19 protein-coding genes are annotated in these 20,012 nt (G+C 71.2%); 7 read left to right on the top strand and 12 right to left on the bottom strand.

Annotated elements, in window-relative coordinates; all coding sequences use genetic code 11:
• Nucleotides 1-9: 9 nt before the first annotated feature.
• On the bottom strand, nt 10-285 hold the full coding sequence (locus tag B072_RS0128880; protein WP_026246404.1) for a GlsB/YeaQ/YmgE family stress response membrane protein: 276 nt from the start codon (nt 283-285) through the stop codon (nt 10-12).
• A 228-nt stretch (nt 286-513) separates the two neighbouring features.
• Between B072_RS0128880 and B072_RS0128875 the strand changes: the two genes are divergently transcribed.
• Both B072_RS0128875 and B072_RS0128870 read left to right on the top strand, forming a co-directional pair.
• On the top strand, nt 514-864 hold the full coding sequence (locus B072_RS0128875; protein ID WP_018533445.1) for a DUF3099 domain-containing protein: 351 nt from the start codon (nt 514-516) through the stop codon (nt 862-864).
• 264 nt (nt 865-1,128) lie between these two features.
• Complete coding sequence (locus B072_RS0128870) at nt 1,129-1,383, top strand: hypothetical protein (protein WP_026246403.1); 255 nt, start codon at nt 1,129-1,131, stop codon at nt 1,381-1,383.
• Between the two features lies 1 nt (nt 1,384).
• Here the strand turns inward: B072_RS0128870 and moaA are convergent, their stop codons facing one another.
• From moaA to B072_RS0128855, 3 genes are all read right to left on the bottom strand, one after another.
• On the bottom strand, nt 1,385-2,383 hold the full coding sequence (moaA, locus tag B072_RS0128865; protein ID WP_018533443.1) for a GTP 3',8-cyclase MoaA: 999 nt from the start codon (nt 2,381-2,383) through the stop codon (nt 1,385-1,387).
• Nucleotides 2,384-2,547: 164 nt separating this feature from the next.
• A complete protein-coding gene (locus tag B072_RS0128860; protein WP_018533442.1) occupies nt 2,548-4,179 on the bottom strand; it encodes a cation acetate symporter in 1,632 nt (543 codons plus the stop codon).
• Entirely contained in the window at nt 4,176-4,544 is a 369-nt protein-coding gene (locus tag B072_RS0128855) for a DUF485 domain-containing protein (protein ID WP_018533441.1), read from the bottom strand. Before B072_RS0128855 ends, B072_RS0128860 begins: the two co-directional genes overlap by 4 nt.
• A 357-nt stretch (nt 4,545-4,901) precedes the next feature.
• Here B072_RS0128855 and B072_RS0128850 point away from each other — a divergent pair, with 357 nt between their 5' ends.
• The 5 genes from B072_RS0128850 to B072_RS0128830 all read left to right on the top strand — a co-directional run bounded on the left by B072_RS0128850 (nt 4,902) and on the right by B072_RS0128830 (nt 12,224).
• The gene (locus tag B072_RS0128850) at nt 4,902-6,431 is read left to right on the top strand and encodes a S8 family serine peptidase (RefSeq protein ID WP_026246402.1); all 1,530 of its coding nucleotides are present in this window, start codon (nt 4,902-4,904) and stop codon (nt 6,429-6,431) included.
• Nucleotides 6,432-6,440: 9 nt separating this feature from the next.
• The gene (locus B072_RS0128845; RefSeq protein WP_043244830.1) at nt 6,441-7,955 is read left to right on the top strand and encodes a S8 family serine peptidase; all 1,515 of its coding nucleotides are present in this window, start codon (nt 6,441-6,443) and stop codon (nt 7,953-7,955) included.
• A 56-nt stretch (nt 7,956-8,011) separates the two neighbouring features.
• Complete coding sequence (locus B072_RS0128840; RefSeq protein ID WP_026246401.1) at nt 8,012-9,571, top strand: S8 family serine peptidase; 1,560 nt, start codon at nt 8,012-8,014, stop codon at nt 9,569-9,571.
• Nucleotides 9,572-9,646: 75 nt separating this feature from the next.
• The gene (locus B072_RS0128835; RefSeq protein WP_018533437.1) at nt 9,647-11,044 is read left to right on the top strand and encodes a CoA transferase; all 1,398 of its coding nucleotides are present in this window, start codon (nt 9,647-9,649) and stop codon (nt 11,042-11,044) included.
• Nucleotides 11,045-11,177: 133 nt separating this feature from the next.
• Nucleotides 11,178-12,224 (top strand): CopD family protein, encoded by a 1,047-nt coding sequence (locus B072_RS0128830; protein ID WP_018533436.1) that lies wholly within the window; start codon nt 11,178-11,180, stop codon nt 12,222-12,224.
• An 18-nt stretch (nt 12,225-12,242) separates the two neighbouring features.
• Here B072_RS0128830 and B072_RS0128825 read toward each other — a convergent pair whose 3' ends face one another.
• The 8 genes from B072_RS0128825 to B072_RS0128790 form a co-directional block, all read right to left on the bottom strand.
• Nucleotides 12,243-13,286: a zinc-dependent alcohol dehydrogenase family protein gene (locus tag B072_RS0128825; RefSeq protein WP_018533435.1), complete on the bottom strand. Its 1,044-nt coding sequence runs from the start codon at nt 13,284-13,286 to the stop codon at nt 12,243-12,245.
• Nucleotides 13,287-13,309: 23 nt separating this feature from the next.
• Entirely contained in the window at nt 13,310-13,984 is a 675-nt protein-coding gene (locus tag B072_RS44270) for a lysoplasmalogenase (protein ID WP_018533434.1), read from the bottom strand.
• Nucleotides 13,981-14,871 carry a sterol desaturase family protein gene (locus B072_RS0128815; protein WP_018533433.1) on the bottom strand — a complete coding sequence of 297 codons (891 nt, stop codon included), beginning with the start codon at nt 14,869-14,871 and terminating at the stop codon, nt 13,981-13,983. The genes B072_RS44270 and B072_RS0128815 overlap by 4 nt, the downstream gene beginning before the upstream one ends.
• A 65-nt stretch (nt 14,872-14,936) precedes the next feature.
• On the bottom strand, nt 14,937-15,662 hold the full coding sequence (locus B072_RS0128810) for a VIT1/CCC1 transporter family protein (protein ID WP_018533432.1): 726 nt from the start codon (nt 15,660-15,662) through the stop codon (nt 14,937-14,939).
• A 25-nt stretch (nt 15,663-15,687) separates the two neighbouring features.
• The gene (locus tag B072_RS0128805; RefSeq protein ID WP_026246399.1) at nt 15,688-16,923 is read right to left on the bottom strand and encodes an amidohydrolase family protein; all 1,236 of its coding nucleotides are present in this window, start codon (nt 16,921-16,923) and stop codon (nt 15,688-15,690) included.
• On the bottom strand, nt 16,920-18,203 hold the full coding sequence (locus tag B072_RS0128800) for an amidohydrolase family protein (RefSeq protein WP_018533430.1): 1,284 nt from the start codon (nt 18,201-18,203) through the stop codon (nt 16,920-16,922). The genes B072_RS0128805 and B072_RS0128800 overlap by 4 nt, the downstream gene beginning before the upstream one ends.
• Before the next feature lie 23 nt (nt 18,204-18,226).
• On the bottom strand, nt 18,227-19,111 hold the full coding sequence (locus B072_RS0128795) for an SDR family NAD(P)-dependent oxidoreductase (RefSeq protein WP_018533429.1): 885 nt from the start codon (nt 19,109-19,111) through the stop codon (nt 18,227-18,229).
• Complete coding sequence (locus B072_RS0128790) at nt 19,111-19,908, bottom strand: acetoacetate decarboxylase family protein (RefSeq protein ID WP_018533428.1); 798 nt, start codon at nt 19,906-19,908, stop codon at nt 19,111-19,113. The genes B072_RS0128795 and B072_RS0128790 overlap by 1 nt, the downstream gene beginning before the upstream one ends.
• Between the last annotated feature and the right edge of the window lie 104 nt (nt 19,909-20,012).

The raw sequence follows: 20,012 nt of genomic DNA, 5'->3' as shown, positions 1-20,012 counted from the left end.
CTCGTGTTTCTATGCCTTCGTCTTCTTGCCGCGCAGCGCCACCCAGGCCATGTCGCCCACGCCGACGACCACCACGGCGCCGATCAGCTGCAGCAGATGGCGGGTCCAGTCGATGCCCCTGGTGTCGTTGACCCCGATGGCCGTGGCCATCCAGTTGCCCAGGACGCTGCCGAGGATTCCGAAGACCGTCGTCAGCCAGAGCGGGATCTCCTGCTTGCCCGGCAGGATCGCCTTCGCGATCAGTCCGAGGATGAAGCCCACGATGATTGCCCACAACCAACTCATGCCGTCGCCTCCTCATGCGGCGCGGGAGCGCCGACTCCGGCACGCCCATGCGATCAGTCTCGGCCCGTACTCCGTACGGCGCATGTCGGGGAGACCCGTACGCGGTACGGCGCAGACGGCACGCCCAGACCCGGGCCGCCCCGGTCTCGTAGCCGACGCAGCCCCGGCGTAACGTGGAGGCAGTCCGGTCCGGGGAGAGTCCGGCGAGCTGGCGGGTGGTGGAATGTGATGCGGAAGCGCGGCAACAACGGCGGAGCAGAGGTTTTCCGGATCACTGGGGCCCGGCAGGGTCTCGCCGAGGATGTGCGCGGGCGACAGCGCCGGTACGTCATCTCCATGGGGATCCGCACCCTCGCGGTCATCGCCACGGCGGTGCTGTGGAACGTGGAGCGGCACGTCGCCATCGTGACCCTGGTGGTCGGCGCCTTCCTCCCCTACGTCGCGGTCGTCATCGCCAACGCCGGCCGGGAGAACGCGCCGAACCTGCCGTCGACCTTCGTACCGGCCCCTTCGCGCCCCATGATCGCGCCGACCCCGGCCGCCGGTGCCGCGGAATCCGGGCCGGAGGACCGCGCCTAGTCGTCGGCGGGACGGCACCCGGCCGTCGGCCTGTCCGCACCGTGCGGGCCCATGGCGCCACCGGTCGATAAAGCTCAAGAAAAGCTCAGATCAATCATGTGGTTCCGTTGCCGGGCGAGGGGTCCCGCGTGACATACTGCGTACGCGCTCCGCATCCCCCGTCGGAGCGACGGACCGACGCCGGGCAGCTCCCCCCGTGGCTGCTCGGCGTCGCCTTTTCCCCGTGGTTTTCCTGGGCTTTTCCCGTCCGTCTAAGGTTGAGGCGTGAACCTCGCGAACCTTTCAGCATCCCCGGGATCCGATCCCTCAACCCCCCAGTGCTCGGCCAAGGGCTGCCGCGCCGACGCGGTGTGGGTGCTGGCGTGGAACAACCCGAAACTGCACACGCCGGAGCGCCGCAAGACGTGGCTCGCGTGCGACGAGCACCGCGAGCACCTCTCCCAGTTCCTGGGCGTGCGCGGGTTCCTGAAGGACGTCGTGACGCTGGCGGAGTGGGACTCCGCCGAACAGCGGGGCTGAGTCAGCCGCCGATCGCCGACATCGGGCGGTCGGGCTGCAGGAACGACGGGTCGTCGAGACCCGAGCCCGCCTTCTTGCCCCACATCGCCAGCTTCCAGATGCGGGCGATCTCCTCGTCGCCGCCTTCCGCGCCCTCGGCTCGGAGCGCCGCGCGCAGGTCGGTCTCCTCCGTGGCGAACAGGCAGGTGCGCACCTGGCCGTCGGCCGTGAGGCGGGTGCGGTCGCAGGCCGAGCAGAACGGGCGGGTCACGGAGGCGATGACGCCGACCCGGTGCGGGCCGCCGTCGACGATCCAGCGCTCGGCCGGGGCGGAGCCGCGCTCGTCGGAGCCTTCGGCGGTGAGCTCGAAGCGCGTACGCAGGGAGGCCAGGATGTCGCCCGCGGTGATCATGCCGTCGCGCTTCCAGCCGTGCTGGGCGTCCAGGGGCATCTGCTCGATGAACCGGAGCTCGTAGTCGTGCTCGACGGCCCAGGCGAGGAGGTCGGGCGCCTCGTCCTCGTTCAACCCCGGCATCAGGACCGAGTTGATCTTCACGGGGGTCAGGCCCGCCTCGTGCGCGGCGGCGAGTCCCTCGATGACGTCCTTGTGGCGGTCCCGGCGGGTCAGCGTCTTGAAGACGTCGGGGCGCAGGGTGTCGAGGGAGACGTTGACCCGGTCCAGGCCCGCTTCCTTCAGCGCCTTCGCGGTGCGCTTGAGCCCGATCCCGTTCGTCGTCAGGGACATCTTGGGCCGGGGCTCCAGGGCGGCCACCCGCTCGACGATGCCGACCAGGCCCGGGCGCAGCAGGGGCTCACCGCCGGTGAAACGGATCTCGGTGATGCCGAGGTGCGTGACGGCGATCCTGACGAGGCGGACGATCTCGTCGTCCGTGAGCAGATCGGGCTTGGCCAGCCACTGCAGGCCCTCTTCCGGCATGCAATACGTGCAGCGCAGATTGCACCGGTCGGTCAGTGAGACCCGAAGGTCGGTGGCGACCCGGCCGTAGGTGTCGATGAGCACGTGGGCCCCCTCCCTCTCGCATGTGCTGCCTGATACTTACCGAGCCTACGTGACGGGTCCGACACTGACAGGGCCGCGATCCCACGAGCGTGCCGCACCCCCGTCGTAGAGAGCTACCAGCGGTCTACGACGGGGGTGCGGGACGAACGTACGAAGGCGGTCGGTCAGTGGGCTCCGGTGCCCGTGAGCGAGCGCACCTCCAGCTCCGCGTACTTGCCCTTGTCGGCCTTCTCCTTGGCGGCGTACGTACCGATGACGCCGAGCAGGAAGCCGACCGGGATCGAGATGATGCCGGGGTTCTCCAGCGGGAACCAGTGGAAGTCGACGCCCTTGAACATGGACGTCTTCGGGTTGCCGGAGACGACCGGGGAGAAGAGGACCAGGAAGACGGCCGTGAACAGGCCGCCGTAGATCGACCACAGGGCGCCGTTCGTGTTGAACCGCTTCCAGAAGAGGCTGTAGAGGATCGTCGGCAGGTTCGCGGAGGCCGCGACGGCGAACGCGAGGGCGACCAGGCCCGCCACGTTCAGGTCGCGGGCGAGCGCGCCGAGCGCGATCGAGACGATGCCGATGAAGACGGTGGCCCAGCGGGCGGCCCTCATCTCCTCCTTCTCGGACGCCTTGCCCTTCTTGATGACGTTCGCGTAGATGTCGTGCGCGAACGAGGAGGACGAGGCGAGGGTGAGGCCCGCGACGACGGCGAGGATCGTGGCGAAGGCGACCGCCGAGATCGAGGCGAGCAGGATCGCGCCCCAGTTGGAGTCGACGCCGCCCAGATGGAGCGCCAGGAGTGGCGCCGCCGTGTTGCCCGCCGGGTTCGAGGCGATGATCTCCTCGGGCTTGATGAGGGCGGCCGCGCCGAAGCCGAGCGCGATCGTCATCAGGTAGAAGGCGCCGATGATGCCGATGGCCCAGTTGACCGACTTACGGGCGGCCTTGGCGGTCGGCACCGTGTAGAAGCGGATCAGGATGTGCGGCAGTCCCGCGGTGCCGAGGACGAGCGCGATGCCCAGGGAGATGAAGTCGATCTTCGATGTGGACGTGGCGCCGTACTTGAGGCCCGGTTCGAGGAACGGCGAGCCCTTGCCGCTGTTCTCGGCGGCCGTGCCCAGCAGGTCCGAGATGTTGAAGTCGAACTTCAGCAGGACGAGGAAGGTCAGCAGGATCGTGCCCGCGATGAGCAGCACGGCCTTGACCATCTGCACCCACGTGGTGCCCTTCATGCCGCCGATGGTGACGTACACGATCATCAGGACGCCGACGAGCGCGACGATGGCGATCTTGCCCTCGTCGGTGGTGATGCCGAGCAGCAGCGAGACCAGGACGCCGGCGCCCGCCATCTGTGCGAGCAGGTAGAAGATCGAGACGACGATCGTCGACGTGCCGGCCGCCGTGCGGACCGGGCGCTGGCGCATGCGGTAGGCGAGCACGTCGCCCATCGTGTAGCGGCCGGAGTTGCGCAGCGGTTCGGCGACCAGGAGCAGGGCGACGAGCCAGGCGACCAGGAAGCCGATCGAGTAGAGGAAGCCGTCGTAGCCGAAGAGGGCGATGGCGCCGGCGATGCCGAGGAACGACGCGGCGGACATGTAGTCGCCGGAGACCGCGAGGCCGTTCTGGAAGGCGGTGAACTGGCGGCCGCCCGCGTAGAAGTCGGACGCGCTCTTGGTCTGGCGGCCCGCCCAGACGGTGATGACGAGGGTCGCAAGCACGAACACGGCGAACAGGCTGATGATCAGCGGCCGGTGCTCGCTCGCCTCTTGGGCGGCCAGCGGGATCTGTGACACGACGGGGTTCACGCGCCGCCCTCCATACGGGACTTGATGGCCTCGGCCTTGGGGTCGAGCTTCGCGGCGGAGTACCGCGAGTACCACCAGGCGATGAGGAACGTGGTCAGGAACTGGGCGAGGCCGAGGACGAAGGCGACGTTGATGTTGCCGACGACCTTGGTGCCCATGAAGTCGCCCGCGTAGTTGGAGAGCAGGACGTACACCAGGTACCAGGCGATGAACCCGATGGTGAGCGGGAAGGCGAACGAGCGGTGCGCGCGGCGCAGTTCACCGAACTCCGCGCCCTCCTGCACCGCGATGAACTCCTCGGTGGAGGGCAGTGCCGGGCTCGTGTCCGGGCTGCCCTTCTGCGGTGGTGGTGCGTCGGTGGCCACGGAGTCTCCTCGTGGTGCGGGGGCTTTCGGGGACGGGGGTGCGGGAGTTGCGGACATACGTGTTTCCAGGACCTCACAGTGACGTGGATCACGCGGGCCGGGTCGCGATGATAGAGCCACCCGAGGTGATCCGACAGGGGGCCGGATCGTGTGCGTGCCCCCTGAACAACGGCACGGGGACACGCTCGACGTGGTTCAACTCCCTTGATTTCTTTCGGAAATCGTTGATGACCTGCGGCGACTAGAGATACGTTCGCACCGCACCACGCGTCATGTACCTGCCCGGGCACCACTTGTGTTCGGGCTTTCCTGTATGTCCCTCATACGCCCTCTCACGACGGATGATGTGGAGATCCCATGGCTCATCTGCCTGCCAGACGCCGCATGGCCCTCGCCCTGCCGATCGGCATCGCGCTCACGGCGTCCTTCGGCTTCCTGCCGTCCGCGGTCGCCGCACCGGCCGACTCGGCCCCGGTGAAGGCCAGTTCGACCTCCGACGGCTCACTCGCGTACGTCGTCAACACGCGTAGCACGGACGCGCGCACGATCGCCTCCGTGGGCCGGGCGATATCCGCGGCGGGCGGCTCCATAGTCGAGACGTACGCGAAGATCGGTGTCTTCGTCGTGCACTCCGCGAACCCCGACTTCGGCAAGCAGATCCGCGCCGTCAAGGGGGTCGCCACGGCGGGCGCGACGCGCACCGCGCCGCTCAGCGTGGCCGGCACCACCGAGGAGGGCGGCGTCCAGAAGCTGTCCGCCGCCGAGGTCAAGTCCCTCTCCGCGCAGGCCGCTTCGGGCGAGGAGCCGCTCGAGGCCAACCAGTGGGACCTGAAGGCGATCGGCGCCGACAAGGCCGCGAAGATCAACCCGGGCAGCAAGCAGGTCACGGTCGGTGTCATCGACACCGGCGTCGACGACACCCACCCCGACCTCGCCGCGAACTTCTCCGCGTCCCAGTCGGCGAGCTGTGTCGGCGGCAAGGCGGACACCTCGCCGGGCGCCTGGCGGCCCGCGAACCCGGACCACTACCACGGCACGCACGTCGCCGGTGAGATCGCCGCCGCGCGCAACGGCATCGGCGTCGCGGGCGTCGCGCCCGGCGTGAAGGTCGCGGGCATCAAGGTGGCCGACCCGGTCAGCGAGCTGTTCTACCCGGAGAGCGTCGTGTGCGCCTTCGTGTTCGCCGCCGACCACGGGATCGAGGTGACCAACAACAGCTACTACGTGGACCCGTGGCTGTACAACTGCCTCGACGACCCCGACCAGAAGGCCATCGTCGACGCGGTGAACCGCGCCCAGCTGTACGCCACCAGCAAGGGCACCCTGAACCTGGCCTCGGCGGGCAACTCCTCCGACGACCTCGACTCGGACGCGCTCGTCGACGAGTCGAGCCCCGACGACTCGACGCCCGTCACCCGCACCGTCGACCCGCACAAGTGCTTCGACGTGCCGACCCAGCTGCCGGGTGTCGTCACGGTCAGCGCGACCGGCGTGAACAAGGCCAAGTCGTACTACTCCAGCTACGGCAAGGGCGTCATCGACATCGCGGCGCCGGGCGGCGACAAGCTCCAGATCCCGAACACCCCGGACCAGAACGGCCGCATCCTGTCGACGCTGCCGGGCGGCGCGTACGGCTATCTGCAGGGCACCTCGATGGCGTCGCCGCACGCCGCCGCCGTCGCCGCGCTGCTGAAGTCCACGCACCCGAAGGCGTCCCCGCTCGTGCTGCAGGCGCTGCTCAAGGCGCAGGCGGACCCGCAGGCGTGCCCGGCCTCGTACGACCCCGACGGCACCGGCACGTACAAGGCGACCTGCAAGGGCAGCACCCGCGTCAACGGGTTCTACGGCTACGGCATCGTCGACGCGCTCGACGCCGTCAAGAAGTAGGCGATCCCCATGTCGGGAAGATCAGGCGGACAGGTGAGAGCGCGTCTCCTGCGTCCCCTCGCGCTGCCGGCGGGAATCGCCACGCTGGCCGCGCTCGCCGTCGCGCCGAACGCGGTGGCGGACTCCGTCGCCGCCGACGGTCCGTTGCTGAGCTATGTCGTCAACGTCGGTTCCGGGCACGGCACTTCGGCGTACGTGCAGCGGAAGATCGCGGAGGCGGGCGGCAGTGTCGTCACCGCGTACGACAGGATCGGCGTGATCGTCGCGCACTCCACGAACCCGGACTTCGGCAGGACGGTCCGGGGCGTGCGGGGGGTGCGGAGCGCGGGCGCGACCCGGACCGCGCCGCTCGCCGCGTCGGCGACGGACGAGACCGGGACGACTCAGGCGCTGACGGCCACTCAGGAGGCCCGTGCGGCGGCGAAATCGAGCGCCGCACAGGAGCCGCTGGAACCCAACCAGTGGGATCTGCGGCTCATCGGCGCCGACCGGGCGAACGCGATCGAGGACGGCAGCCGCAGAGTGACGGTCGGTGTCATCGACACCGGCGTCGACGACACCCACCCGGACCTGGCGCCGAACTTCTCCCCGTCGCAGTCCGCCAACTGCGTGGGCGGCAAGGCCGACACGTCGTACGGGGCCTGGCGTCCGTACGAGGCGGCGGCCGACCACGGCACGCACGTGGCGGGCACGATCGCCGCCGCGCGCAACGGAGTCGGCGTCGCGGGTGTCGCGCCGGGCGTGAAGCTCGCCGCGATCAAGGTGGCCGACCCGAGCACGCAGCTCTTCTACACGGAGAGCGTGGTCTGCGCGTTCGTGTTCGCCGCCGACCACGGCATCGACATCACCAACAACAGCTACTACTCCGACCCCTGGTACATGAACTGCGTGACCGATGCCGACCAGAAGGCACTGGTCGACTCCATCTCCCGGGCGATCCGGTACGCGCGGGACAAGGGCGTCACGAGCGTGGCCAGCGCCCACAACTTCAACGACGACCTGGCGTCGGACTCGGTGGTCGACACCTCAAGTCCCGACGACGGCACACCTGTTGAGCGGACGGTCGACCCGTCCGAGTGCCCGATCGCGCCCGAGATGCTGCCCGGCATCGTGACGGTGTCGTCGGTCGGGGTCACCAGGGCGAAGGCCTTCTACTCCAACTACGGCAACGGCGTCATCGACGTGGCGGGCCCCGGCGGCGACAGCCTCAAGCCCGCCGACACCCCGGACAGGAACGGCCGCGTCCTGTCGACGCTGCCCGGTGGCGGCTGGGGCTACAAGCAGGGCACGTCGATGGCCGCGCCGCACGTCACCGGCGTCCTCGCGCTGCTGAAGTCGGAGCATCCCAAGGCGTCCCCGGGCCAGTTGGAGGCACTGCTCAAGGCGCAGGCCGACGAGCAGGCGTGTCCGGCCTCGTACGACGGGGACGGCGACGGTGTCGTCGACGCGGTCTGCGCGGGCGGCACACAGCGCAACGGCTTCTACGGCAACGGGATCGTGAACGCCCTCAAGGCCGTCAAATAGCCCCGCACACGCATCACTTACGTACTCGGATCGACAGCAGAGCGAACGGAGACTTCATGACGGCGCCTCAGCAGCGTCCCCGCACCCGGAGCGCGCGCCGCTCCATGTCCGTGCCCCTCGGGATCGCGGCGGTGACGGCCCTGGCCTTCCTGCCGAACGCGACCGCGTCGGCGGCCGACACCTCGGCGAACACGTCGGCCGGAGCCTCGGTCGCCACCGACGGGCCGGACCTCAGCTACGTGGTCAACGTCAAGGCGGGCAAGGCCAGTTCGGCGGCAGCGAAGAAGGCCATCGCCAAGGCCGGCGGCACCGTCGTCATCGCGTACGACAAGATCGGCGTCATCGTCGTCCACTCCAAGAACCCGGACTTCGCGAAGACGATCCGTACCGTACGGGGCGTCGAGTCGGCCGGTGCCACGCGCACCGCGCCGCTGGCCGCGCAGTCCAGCGACGACATCGCGGCCAAGCAGGTGCTGACCGAGGCGGAGGCCGCCAAGGCCGCCGCCGCGGCCGGTGCGGACCAGGACCCGCTGGAGCCACTGCAGTGGGACCTGCCCGCGATGAAGGCGGACCAGGCCCACAAGGTGTCGCTCGGCAGCTCCCGGGTGACGGTCGGCGTGCTCGACTCCGGCGTCGACGACACCCACCCGGACATCGCGCCGAACTTCGACAGGAACGCGTCGGCCAACTGCCTGGGCGGCGTGCCCGTGCAGAAGGACAACGCGTGGCGTCCGGTGGAGGGCGAGTCCCCGCACGGCATGCACGTGGCCGGCGAGATCGCCGCCGCCAAGAACGGCGTCGGCGTCACGGGCGTGGCGCCGGGCGTGAAGGTGGCCAGCCTGAAGGTGGCGGAGCCCGCGACCGGCATGTACTACACGGAGGCCGTGGTGTGCGGCTTCATGTGGGCGGCCGACCACGGCGTGGACGTCACCAACTCCAGCTACTACACCGACCCCTGGCTGTTCAACTGCAAGACGGACGCCGACCAGAAGGCGCTCGTCACGGCCGTCACCCGGGCCACGCAGTACGCCGAGCACAAGGGCGCGGTGAACGTCGCGGCGGCCGGGAACGCGGCGACGGACCTCGCGCAGGACGAGCTCGTCGACGACTCCTCGCCGGACGACACGACACCGACGCCCCGCACGATCAAGACGAAGGACTGCCTCGACATCCCGTCGCAGCTGCCCGGCGTCGTCACCGTCTCGGCGACCGGTGCCAAGGGCCTCAAGTCCTCGTACTCGAACTACGGCAAGGGCGTCGTCGACATCGCGGCCCCGGGCGGCGACAGCACCGCGTACCAGACGCCCGCTCCCCCGGCGACCAGCGGTCTGATCCTGTCGACGCTGCCGGGCGGCAAGTACGGCTACATGGCCGGTACGTCGATGGCGTCGCCGCACGTCGCGGGCGTCGCCGCGCTCATCAAGTCGACGCATCCGCACGCCTCGGCGGCCCTGGTGAAGGCGCTGCTGTACGCGGAGGCCGACGGGAAGGCCTGCACCGACCCGTACGACATCGACGGCGACGGCAAGGTCGACGCCGTGTGCGAGGGCGGCAAGAACAAGAACAGTTTCTACGGGTTCGGCGCGGCGGACGCACTGGACGCCGTGACCAAGTAGGGAACTCGTGCAGGTTAGGGCCGGGTGGCGTGAGCTGCCCGGCCCTTGCCCGTACCGCTCCGGCATCATGCCTGCATGACACACGCAGCCGGCACCACGGACAGCACAGCAGCCGCCTGGGAAGCGCTGGGTGGCGACCCCGCGCTACTGTCCCGTGTCGCGTCCCTCCCGCGCGCGGGTGCGCTGTCCGCCCGGCTGCCGGTGATCGAACTGGCCCGCGCCTGCGTCGGCGCGTGCTCGCTCGCGGCCGCGGAACTGGCCGCCACGCGCGCGGGGCGGGCCGTGGGCGACGTACAGGTCGACGACGCGGCCGTGGCCACCGCCTTCACCAGTGAGCGGCATCTGCTGATCGACGGGCGCACCCCCGTCAACTTCGCCCCGCTGTCCCGCTTCTGGCGCACCAGGGACGGCTGGCTGCGCACCCACGCGAACTATCCGCACCATCGGGCGCGGCTGCGCGCGGCGCTCGGCGTCGGCGAGCACGCGACCGTGCAGGGCGTGACGGCGCTGCTCGCCGAGCGTTCGGCGTACGAGGTCGAGGAGAGCGTGTACGCGGCCGGGGGTCTGGCCGTCGCGCTGCGCACGCCCGAGCAGTGGGCGGCGCATCCGCAGGGTGCGGAGATCGCGCGGCGTCCCCTGCTGACGCGGGAGCGGGTCGACGAGGCCGCGCCCCGCCCGGCGCAGCGGCCGGTGCGGGTCCTGGATCTGACGCGGGTCATCGCGGGGCCCGTCGCCACCCGCACGTTGGCGCTGCTCGGCGCGGACGTGCTGCGGGTGGACGCGCCGCAACTCCCGGAGGATCCGGACGCGCACGCGGACACCGGGTTCGGCAAGCGCTCGACGCGGCTCGACCTGGGCGCGGGCGCGGACCGGCGCACGTTCGAGGAACTGCTTGCCGGGGCGGACGTGGTGGTCACGGGCTACCGGCCGGGCGCGCTCGACCGGTTCGGGCTCGCTCCCGAGGCGCTGGTGGCGCGGCGGCCGGGGCTCGTGGTCGCGTCGCTGTCGGCGTGGGGCGCGTACGGGCCGTGGGGCGGGCGGCGCGGCTTCGACAGCCTCGTCCAGGTGGCCACGGGCATCGCGGCGGTCGAGGGCGATCCCGGTGGTTCGGGCAGCCCCGGGGTCCTGCCCGCGCAGGCGCTCGACCACGGCACGGGCTATCTGATCGCGGCGGCGGTGCTGCGCTCGCTCACCGAGCAGGCGACGGAGGGCGGTTCGCGGGTGCTGCGGCTCGCGCTCGCGCAGACGGCGCACTGGCTCGTGACCGGGTTGCGGCCGCCGTCGGAGCCGGATCCCGCGGCCTCGGCTCCGGACGTCACGCCGGATCCGCGACCGTGGCTCGCGGAGACGGACAGCCCGCTGGGGCGGCTGCGGTACGCGCGGTCACCGGTGTCGTTCACCGGCGGCCCGGACGACTGGCACCGCCCGCCGGGACCGTGGGGCACCGACGTACCGGAGTGGCAGGCTCCGTAGCGGCGCGGGCGGTCCGGCGAACCACGACCGCGGAAATCACGTCTTCTTGGCCATGGGTCAGTGGCCGTGGGTGAACCGTGTCCATCGGCCGAACCTGGACTTGCCCGCACCCGGAACAGCTGGTGAAGATCCAATGGTGAGTTCCCTGCCACCCACCAGCGACCTGTCCGCCGTCGCGGACGCCCCGCCCAGCAGACCGGGCGGCGCCGGGCGCGCCGTAGCCGTGGTCGTGCTCGTGGCCGCGGCGGCCCTGATCCCGATGCTCGGGCCGCGGGCCGCGCTGGACGGCACCGGGGAGGCGGCCGCGCCCGGGGTCGGCGGGATCGCGCTGCTGCGGACCGTGCTGTTCGCGGCGTTGTGCGTACAGGTGGGCGAGGTGTTCGCCGGGTTCCTGGCCCGCAGGGTGGAGGCGTCCGCGCGGCCCGCCGCATGGCCCGCCGGCGAACAGCCGCGCCGCTGGTCGCCGTACGCGCCCTGGGCGGGGTTCGCCGCGGCGCTCGGGCTCGCCTCCGTGGTGGCCTCCGGAAATCTGGTCCCGGACAGCCTCGCGGCGCTGGACATCGGCGGCCTGTACGGGACGCGGGACGGCACGCTGGCCCTCGTGGAGGTGAACGCCTTCCTGGTGGCGGCCCTGTGCGCCCGCTCCCGCCGTCCCGGGACCGCGCTGCTGCCGCTGGCCGCGGTGGCGGTCGCGGAGGCGCTGCGCGCCCACCCGCCGACGGAGGACGCCCCGATCGTCGGCTCCGGGCTCACCCTGGTCCACCTCGCGTGCGCCGCGCTGTGGGTGGGCGGTCTGCTGTACGTGCTGCGCACCACGCACGCGTGGCGGACGCGCGCCCCTGAAGCGGGCGCGGCCCTTCTCGGTCTCTACGCGCGCGTGGCCGCGGTTCTGCTCGCCGCCATCACCGCGACGGGGGTGTGCAGCACGCTGCGCAGGATGCCGACGAGCACGGTCCTCGACCAGCTCACGACAACGGCCTACGGGCGCACGCTCCTCGCGAAGGTGCTGCTGGTGGTCGTCGTCGCCGTGCTCGCCCTGGTGGCCCGCTTCAGGCTGCGCGGCGCGCGGGACCGTACACGTGCGTACGTTCCCGCGCGCGCGGAGGTCGTGGTGCTCGGGATCGTGGTCGCGGTGTCGGCGGCCCTGACGGCGCTGCCGCTGCCGATCCGGTGGACCTGACCCCCTGGACGGGAACGGTCAGTTGGTGACGAGCACCTTCAGGGCCGTGCGCTCGTCCATCGCCTTGTAGCCACCCGGTACGCCCTCGATGTCGACCGTCATGTCGAAGACGGGCGACGGGTCGATCGTGCCGTCCAGGACGTCGGGCAGCAGTTCGGGGATGTAGCTGCGGACGGGGGCGACGCCGCCGCGCAGCGCGATGTTCCGGTCGAACATGACGCCCAGGTCGAGCCCGGTGCCGCTGCCGTGCGGGACGCCGACGAAGCCGATGGCGCCGCCGTCGCGGGTGATGTTCACGGCGGTGGCCATGGACTGCTCGGTGCCGACGGCCTCGATCACGCAGTGCGCGCCCTGGCCGCCGGTCAGCTCGCGGATCGCCTCGACGGCGGCGTCCCCGCGCTCGGCGACGACGTCGGTGGCGCCGAAGGTCCGCGCGATGTCCGTACGGACCTGGTGGCGGCCGAGCGCGATGATCCGCTCGGCGCCGAGGCGCTTGGCCGCGAGGACGCCGCACAGGCCCACCGCGCCGTCGCCCACGACGGCGACCGTGGCACCCTTGCGGACGCCCGCGCCGAGGGCGGCGTGGTGGCCGGTGCCCATGACGTCGGAGAGCGTCAGGAGGGCGGACAGCAGGTGGTCGTCGGAGGCCGCGTCGGACGGCAGCTGCACGAGCGTGCCGTCGGCGTACGGGACGCGCACGGCCTCGCCCTGCCCGCCGTCGTAGCCGACCGCGCCCCAGAAGCCGCCGTGCTCGCAGGAGGTGGTCAGACCCTCGCGGCAGTAGTCGCACACTCCGTCGGACCACATGAAGGGCGCGACGACCAGGTCACCGCGCTTGAAGCCGGCCACCTCGGAACCGGTCTCCTCGACGATGCCGAGGAACTCGTGCCCGATGCGCTGCCCCTGCTGCCGCGCGGCCTCGCCGCGGTAGGCCCACAGGTCGCTGCCGCAGATGCAGGCGCGCAGGACGCGGACGACGGCGTCCGTGGGCAGGACGACGGTGGGCTCGGGGACGTCCTCCACCCGCATGTCGTACGGGGCGTGAATGGTGGTGGCGCGCATAGGTGGGTGTTCCTTTGTGCAGGTCAGTGAGGGGTGCGCCGGGTTTCGGCGCTCCTTTCACGGTACGCCGCCCCCGGCCGGGGCCGCTCATCGAGCACCCCCTGCGCCAGCAGGTACTGCGCCGCCACATAGGTGGCCATGATCCAGAAGTCGGGGTGCGGCAGGGCCGGCCAGTCGGCGATGCCCGTCGCGATGAGCGAGTCGGACAGCAGGAAGAGGGCCCCGCCGACCCCCGCGACCGGGCCGAGCCACGAGGAGCCGTACGCCATGGCGGTGAGCAGCACGCTGTAGGCGGCGACGGGGACGCGCATGCCGGCCGGCAGGTCGGGCCAGAGCGCGACGACCATGGCCACCAGGGCGACGCCGTACAGAACGCCGAGCGCCCCGCTCCGCGCGCGTGGCCTCCCGTACCTCTTGAACAGCACCAGGTAGCAGACGTGCCCGGCGGCGAAGCAGCCCATTCCCGCGAGGAACGCGGCGTCCTGGTCGAACAGCAGCAGGACGTCGCCGCCCCACCCCAGCAGCAGGGCGCCGCACAGCAGTCGGGGTCCGTCGCACGCGACGACGTACGCCACGAGGACGAGCATGAGCAACGGTTTGAGGACGGTGTGCGCGAGGTCCGCTCCGGCGAGGACCGCGCCGAGGTCGGCGACGCACACGGCGGCGAAACAGGCGCGCAGGGCCCGGGGACGGGTCACGCGGCACCCTCGGTGACCTGCTGCGGGGCGCCCGGGGCAGGCGCGGGCTCCGGCCGCCACCCGGGCCCCCGGAACACCCTCCCGGCCCGCTCGCGCCAACTGCCCGCCGCCTTCAGGTCCTTGGCGATCGCGGCGTACTCGTGCGTCGCGACGCGCAGCGGGTTGTGCGTGCTGATGTTCTTGGTGAGCCCGAAGACGGGCCGCTCGCCCTCCCCCACCCACGACCCGAAGAGCCGGTCCCACACGATGAGGATGCCGCCGAAGTTCCGGTCCAGATAGCCGCCTTGGGAGGCGTGGTGGACGCGGTGGTGGGAGGGCGTGTTGAAGACGTACTCGAAGGGGCGCCACATCTTGTCGATGCGCTCGGTGTGGATCCAGAACTGGTAGACGAGGTTGACCGACGAGCAGAACGCGAGCGCCGCCGGGTGCACACCGCAGACGATGAGCGGCAGGTAGAAGGGCCACGACGTCACGCTCGTCCAGGGCTGGCGCAGCGCCGTCGTCAGGTTGAAGCTGCGGCTGGAATGGTGCACGACGTGGCACGCCCACAGGATGCGGATGACGTGGTGCCCGCGGTGCGACCAGTAGTAGAAGAAGTCCTGCGCGAGCAGCATCAGCGGGATCGTCCACCAGTGCAGCGGCACGCGCAGCGGGGTCAGTTCGTAGACCGCCGTGTAGATCGCGACGATCGGTATCTTCCACAGGAAGTCGAAGACGAGGCTGCCGAGCCCCATGGTGACGCTGGTGGTGGCGTCCTTGGCGTCGTATCCCGCGGCGGCCCCGTCCTCGTCGGGATGGATCCGCACGCTGACGATCTCCACGATCGTCAGCAGCACGAAGGCGGGGATCGACCACAGCACGACATCGGGCAGGTTGGGCGTCGACATGCGTGCACCGTAAGGCCTGGACAGGGCCTCCGCCAGGGGTTGTTACCGACAAGTATTACCGGGGGTCACACACCGGCGGCCCCGAGCAGCGACCCCGCTCCGTACGTGACGGCCATCGCCAGTGCTCCCCCGCCCATGTTCCGCAGGATCGCCCGCCCCACGGCGGCGTTGCCCGTGCGGGCGCTGCTGTAGCCGGTGAGGGCGAGTGCGGCGAGGACCGAGACGACCGTGACGGGCAGGCGCCAGGCGGTGGGCGGGAGCACGATGGCGAGCAGCGGGAGCAGGGCGCCCGCCGTGAACGCGAGGAAGCTCGCCCAGGCCGCGTGCCACGGGTTGGTGAGGTCGTCGGGGTCGATGCCCAGCTCCACGCGCGCGTGGGCGCGCAGCGCGTCCCGCTCGGTGAGCTGTTCGGCGGCTTCGCGGGCGACGTCGCGGCTGAGCCCGCGCTCCGCCAACAGGTCGGTGAGCTCCTGGAGTTCGGCCTCCGGCTGCTCCTTCAGCTCTCGCTTCTCCAGGGCGAGCGCGGCCTTCTCGGAGTCGCGCTGGGTGGAGACGGAGACGTACTCGCCGGCCGCCATGGACATCGATCCGGCGAGCAGGCCCGCGAGTCCCGCCGTGAGCAGGGCGGAGCGGTCGTCGGTGGCCCCTGCGACGCCGACGACGAGGCCCGCGGTGGAGACGACGCCGTCGTTGGCGCCGAGGACGGCGGCGCGCAGCCAGTTGAGCCGCGAGCCGAGCGCGCCGCCGTGTGCCTCGTCGTGCGTGGGTTCACTCTGCGCTGGTTCGGTCACGGGGTGAGCATGGCACCTCCGGGCCTCACCAGACCCGTACTGACGCTCCGGGCGCGAACACGGGACTCGTGGCGTCCGCCGGCGGCTCCTTGAGGGGCTCGTCGATCTCGGCGACGGTCGGGCCCACGCGGGCCGCGATCGGGTCGAGGAGGGCGAGGTCGAATCCGTAGACGCGGGCGGTGTTTCCCCCGACCATCGCGGCGATCTCGTCGCGCGGCAGGCCCGCGTAGGCGATGCGCAGGCCTTCGCGCGTGTACGGGTACGTGCCCTCGTCGTGCGGGTAGTCGCTGCCCCACATGATCTTGTCGAGGCCGATGCGGTCGCGCAGCGGCACTTCGTGGGGGCGCATGAAGCTCGCGCCCACGAAGCAGTTCTCCCGCCACACGGTGGAGGGGCCCTTGCCCATCGAATCGGCCAGTCCCGCACCGAACTTGGACTCCGCGGTGTTCGCCCTCGTGGCGGCCTTCACGAGGCGGCCGTGGTAGTAGTCCAGCATGTCGAGCACGCCGGGGATCCAGCCCGATCCCTGCTCCGTGAGGACGAGTTTCAGGTCCGGGTGCTTGCGGAAGGCGCCGCCGAAGACGAGGTGCCACAGGGCGCGGTGCGAGAACCAGGTCGTCTCGACCATGAAGACCGCGCGGGCGGCCGGTTCGTCACCCAGCGGCGGCGAGGCCGAGCCCGCGTGGTGGTTGACCGGGACGCCGAGCTCGGCGCAGGTCCGCCAGATCGGGTCGTACGCGGCCGAGTAGAGCTCCGGAAGGCCGGAACCCGGCGGCGTGCCGGGCAGCAACAGACCTCCCCTCAGGCCCGCTTCGGCCGCCCAGCGGATCTCCTTGACGGCCTCCTCCACGTCGTTGAGGAGGATCTGGAAGACGCCCGCCCTGCGGCCGGGGGCGGCGGCGCAGAAGTCCGCGAGCCACCGGTTGTGGGCTCGCAGGCCGGCCCAGCGCTGCTCGAACTCCTCGCGCGTGGGCGCGGGCGCCATCAGCGACGCCGACGGGAAGAAGGGCGGGATGGTGTTCGGGAAGACCACTTCGGCGACGATGCCGTCCCGCTCCAGCTCCGCGACGCGGCGGTCGGAGTTCCAGTTGCGGTCGGCGGTGTCGGCGAGCAGGTCCTCGTACGGGTTGACGTAGGAGGCGGCCCACGCGTCGAAGGCGTCGTGGTGCGCCGCCTCCAAGTACGGCTTGTAGTCGAGGAGATCGGCGCCCGCGTGGCAGTCCGCGGAGATCACCGTGTACCTGTCTGCGGGTGTGTTCATGGGGTCACCCCGAGCGTCGGGAAGTCGTGGTCGGTCAGCCAGTGGCGGCCCACGTCGCGCGAGCGCGCCCAGGACGCCTCGACGGCGCTCTGGTCGGCGTCCTGGCCGAGATCGGCGGGCGTCGGCCCGATACGCCGCGCGAGCGGGGCCAGCTTCTCGGTGTCGAAGCCGAAGACCTCGGCCGCGGCGAGGCCCAGCATGCGGCGGGTCTCGTCGACCGGGATGTCGTGGAAGGTCTTCTTCAGCCACGCGCGCGTGTCCGGCCATGTGCCTTCGGGGTGCGGGAAGTCGCTGCCCCACAGGATGTTGTCGACGCCGATCTCGTAACGCTGGGCGAGTTCACGGCGCTTGGTGTTCGTGGCGCAGATGAAGACCTGCCGGTCCAGGTACTCGTGCGGCGAGCGCTTCAGCTCGGCGAACGGGGAGAGCTTCTTGCCGCCGTGGGCGCCCAGGTAGAGGCGGTCCATGAACCAGAGCAGGTTCGGCAGCCACCAGCAGCCCGACTCGGCGACGCCGAACTTGAGCCCCGGATGCCGCTCGAAGACGCCGGACCAGAGCATGAACCAGAGCGGGCGGGCGGGCCACCACGTCACTTCGCTGACGTAGATGCCGAGATGGTCGCCGTACTCGTGGCGCGGCGCCGCTCCCGAGTGCGTCACGACGGGCATCCGGCACTCGGCGGCCGCCGCCCACACGGGGTCGTAGCGGCTCGCGTGGTACGGGTCCTTGTCGACCCACATGGAGGGGATCATCAGGGCGCCGAGCCCCGACTCCTTGGCTCGGTGCACCTCGGCGACGACCTTGTCCGGCTCGGCCGTGATCGGCAACAGGGCGACGCCGCAGTGCCGTTCGGGGTTCTGCGAGACGAACTCGGCGAGCCAGCGGTTGTGCGCCTGGGCGCCCGCCATGCCGAGCTCGGGGTCCTGGTCGCCGGAGAGGCCGAGCCCGACACCGAAGGGCGCCGCCGTCCGGCTGTCCACGGCGTCCGCGTCGGGGAAGACGACCTCGGCGGCCACCCCGTCGCCGTCGAGCTCTTTCAGGCGCTGTGCGGCGTCCCAACCGCCGCGCAGCCCTTCCTCGTTGTCGGAGAACCACTTGGCGGCGAACGCGTCGTTGCGGATGCCGAGCCGCGTCGCCTCCTCGCGGCGCTTGTCCCGCTCGCCCAGGAACTCGTCGAAGGCGCGGTGGAACCGGCTGTCCAGGTAGGGCCGGTACTCCTCGGTGGGCAGTCCGGCGTGGCAGTCGGAGGAGATGATCAGGTAGGGGTCCTGGTTGCTCATCGTGCGTCGCTCCTCACACGGGCTCAGTCGAGAATGAAGCTCTCCAGGTACGCGGGGTTCGCCCGGTCCAGCATCGACCGCGACCTGGCCTTGATCTGCCGGTCGCTGTGCTCGCTCTCGGGCAGCAGCCAGAACCGGTCCGCCGCGATGCCCTCCGCGACGAGGTCCGCCACCTCCTCCACGGGCGTGAACTCGACCTCCTTGCCGGCCGCCTTCATCGCCGACTCCCACTGGCCGAGACTGCGGTAGGGCGTCTTGCGGGGCCGCTCCTTGGCGAACCGGTCGGGCCGGTTGCGGTGCGACTCCCACAGCCCGGTACGCAGCATGTGGGGGCCGGGGAAGAGCACCGAGGCGCCCACGCGCGCGTGCTCCGCCTTCAGATGCGCGTACAGCGACTCGGTGAGCGTCACGACGGCCGCCTTCGTGACCGCGTACACGGAGGCCGTCGGCAGCGGCGCGATCCCGCCGTCCCCGGACGAGGTGTTGACGACGTGGCCGGGCTCGCCGCCCGCGATCATCCGGGGCACGAACGCCTGGACGCCGTGGAAGACGCCCCACACGTTGACGTTGAACGCCCACTTCCAGTCGTTGGGCTCGTGCTCCCACATGCGACCCTCGGCGCCCGAGCCGACGCCCGCGTTGTTGCACAGCACGTGGCAGGCGCCGAACGTCGCGTACGTGTCCTCGGCGAGCGCCATGACCTGCTCGCGCTCGCCGACGTCGACCACGCGCGCGTGCACGATCGCGCCGTCCTCCCGCAGCCCTTCGGCGGCGGCCTCCAGGGCGCCCTTCTCGACGTCGGCGAGGACCACCTTCAGGCCGCCCGCCGCGAACCGCCGCGCCATGGCGAGCCCGATGCCGCTCGCCGCGCCGGTGACGACGGCGACCTGTCCCGTCTCCAGGCGCATCAGACGCTCCCCTCGGGCGGGCCGTCGAGGATCTGCTGCGGGTCGTCGTAGCGCTGGTGGATGTACGGCAGCAGGGCCTGGGCGCTGACGCGCTCGACGACCTTGCCCTTCTGGTCGGTGGTCTTCTCGCCGATGGTGATCTCCACCACCGTGCGCACGGGAAGATCGGCCACGGGATCGAACATCGACTCCCGCAGGACGACGTCGCCGGTGATCCGCTCCAGCTTCCTGACCTTCTCGTTGCGCAGACAGTGCACGAGGACCGGGTCCGCGTCGAAGCCCGCACCGTCCACCGCGGGAAGGAACTTGAAGTAGAAGTCCGTCTTCTGCGACGGCTCCGGCAGCGGCAGGCTCCCGCTGACCGCGCCGCGCACCTCCACGAACGCGATGCCGTGCCGGGCCAGCGCGGCCCGCACGACGAGCCCGTCGCGCTCCACCGTGACCTCGCCGAGCTTCTTCGGCTCCCCGAAGACCTCGCGCCCGCCGATCAGGGCCCGCTCGTGGGTCATCGGCATGACCAGCGGATACCAGCCCTCCACCCCGCCGTGCTCCGCGGCGACGGCGACCGAGCCCGCGCCCAGCGGATAGCCGGGCAGGTCGACCTTGCTGATGTTGGCCCGCACCAGGGGCCGCGCGGTGGGCTTGAGCGGCGGCGGCAGCACCGCGGCCACCGCGTCCGGGTCGGACTCCCACACGGCGACCACGCCGGTGGACCAGATGTCGGGAAGCTTGCTGCTCGCGGTGCGCGCGGCGGCGATCTCCGCCTCGGTGCGCGCTCCGTACCGTACGCGAGCCATGTCGTACCGCCCTTCCTGAAGTCATGGGGTGACGTTCCGGGGGTCGTTCGCAAGGCGCCTGTAACACAGTTACACCGACGGCGATGAAGGGTAAAGACACGTGC

The sequence above is a fragment of the Streptomyces sp. HmicA12 genome, assembly GCF_000373565.1.
In the GTDB taxonomy this organism is placed as follows: Bacteria; Actinomycetota; Actinomycetes; order Streptomycetales; family Streptomycetaceae; genus Streptomyces.
Note: the sequence above shows the minus strand (reverse complement) of the source record. Positions and strands in the feature narration are given on the sequence as shown.

Coding starts and splice junctions, on each gene's coding strand:
- B072_RS0128830 (WP_018533436.1), top strand. CDS start 11,178: ATGGTGAGTTCCCTGCCACCCACCAGCGACCTGTCCGCCGTCGCGGAC.
- B072_RS0128805 (WP_026246399.1), bottom strand. CDS start 16,923: ATGAACACACCCGCAGACAGGTACACGGTGATCTCCGCGGACTGCCAC.
- B072_RS0128840 (WP_026246401.1), top strand. CDS start 8,012: ATGACGGCGCCTCAGCAGCGTCCCCGCACCCGGAGCGCGCGCCGCTCC.
- B072_RS0128795 (WP_018533429.1), bottom strand. CDS start 19,111: ATGCGCCTGGAGACGGGACAGGTCGCCGTCGTCACCGGCGCGGCGAGC.
- B072_RS0128825 (WP_018533435.1), bottom strand. CDS start 13,286: ATGCGCGCCACCACCATTCACGCCCCGTACGACATGCGGGTGGAGGAC.
- B072_RS0128875 (WP_018533445.1), top strand. CDS start 514: ATGCGGAAGCGCGGCAACAACGGCGGAGCAGAGGTTTTCCGGATCACT.
- B072_RS0128845 (WP_043244830.1), top strand. CDS start 6,441: ATGTCGGGAAGATCAGGCGGACAGGTGAGAGCGCGTCTCCTGCGTCCC.
- B072_RS0128800 (WP_018533430.1), bottom strand. CDS start 18,203: ATGAGCAACCAGGACCCCTACCTGATCATCTCCTCCGACTGCCACGCC.
- B072_RS0128850 (WP_026246402.1), top strand. CDS start 4,902: ATGGCTCATCTGCCTGCCAGACGCCGCATGGCCCTCGCCCTGCCGATC.
- B072_RS0128815 (WP_018533433.1), bottom strand. CDS start 14,871: ATGTCGACGCCCAACCTGCCCGATGTCGTGCTGTGGTCGATCCCCGCC.
- B072_RS0128880 (WP_026246404.1), bottom strand. CDS start 285: ATGAGTTGGTTGTGGGCAATCATCGTGGGCTTCATCCTCGGACTGATC.
- B072_RS0128835 (WP_018533437.1), top strand. CDS start 9,647: ATGACACACGCAGCCGGCACCACGGACAGCACAGCAGCCGCCTGGGAA.
- B072_RS0128790 (WP_018533428.1), bottom strand. CDS start 19,908: ATGGCTCGCGTACGGTACGGAGCGCGCACCGAGGCGGAGATCGCCGCC.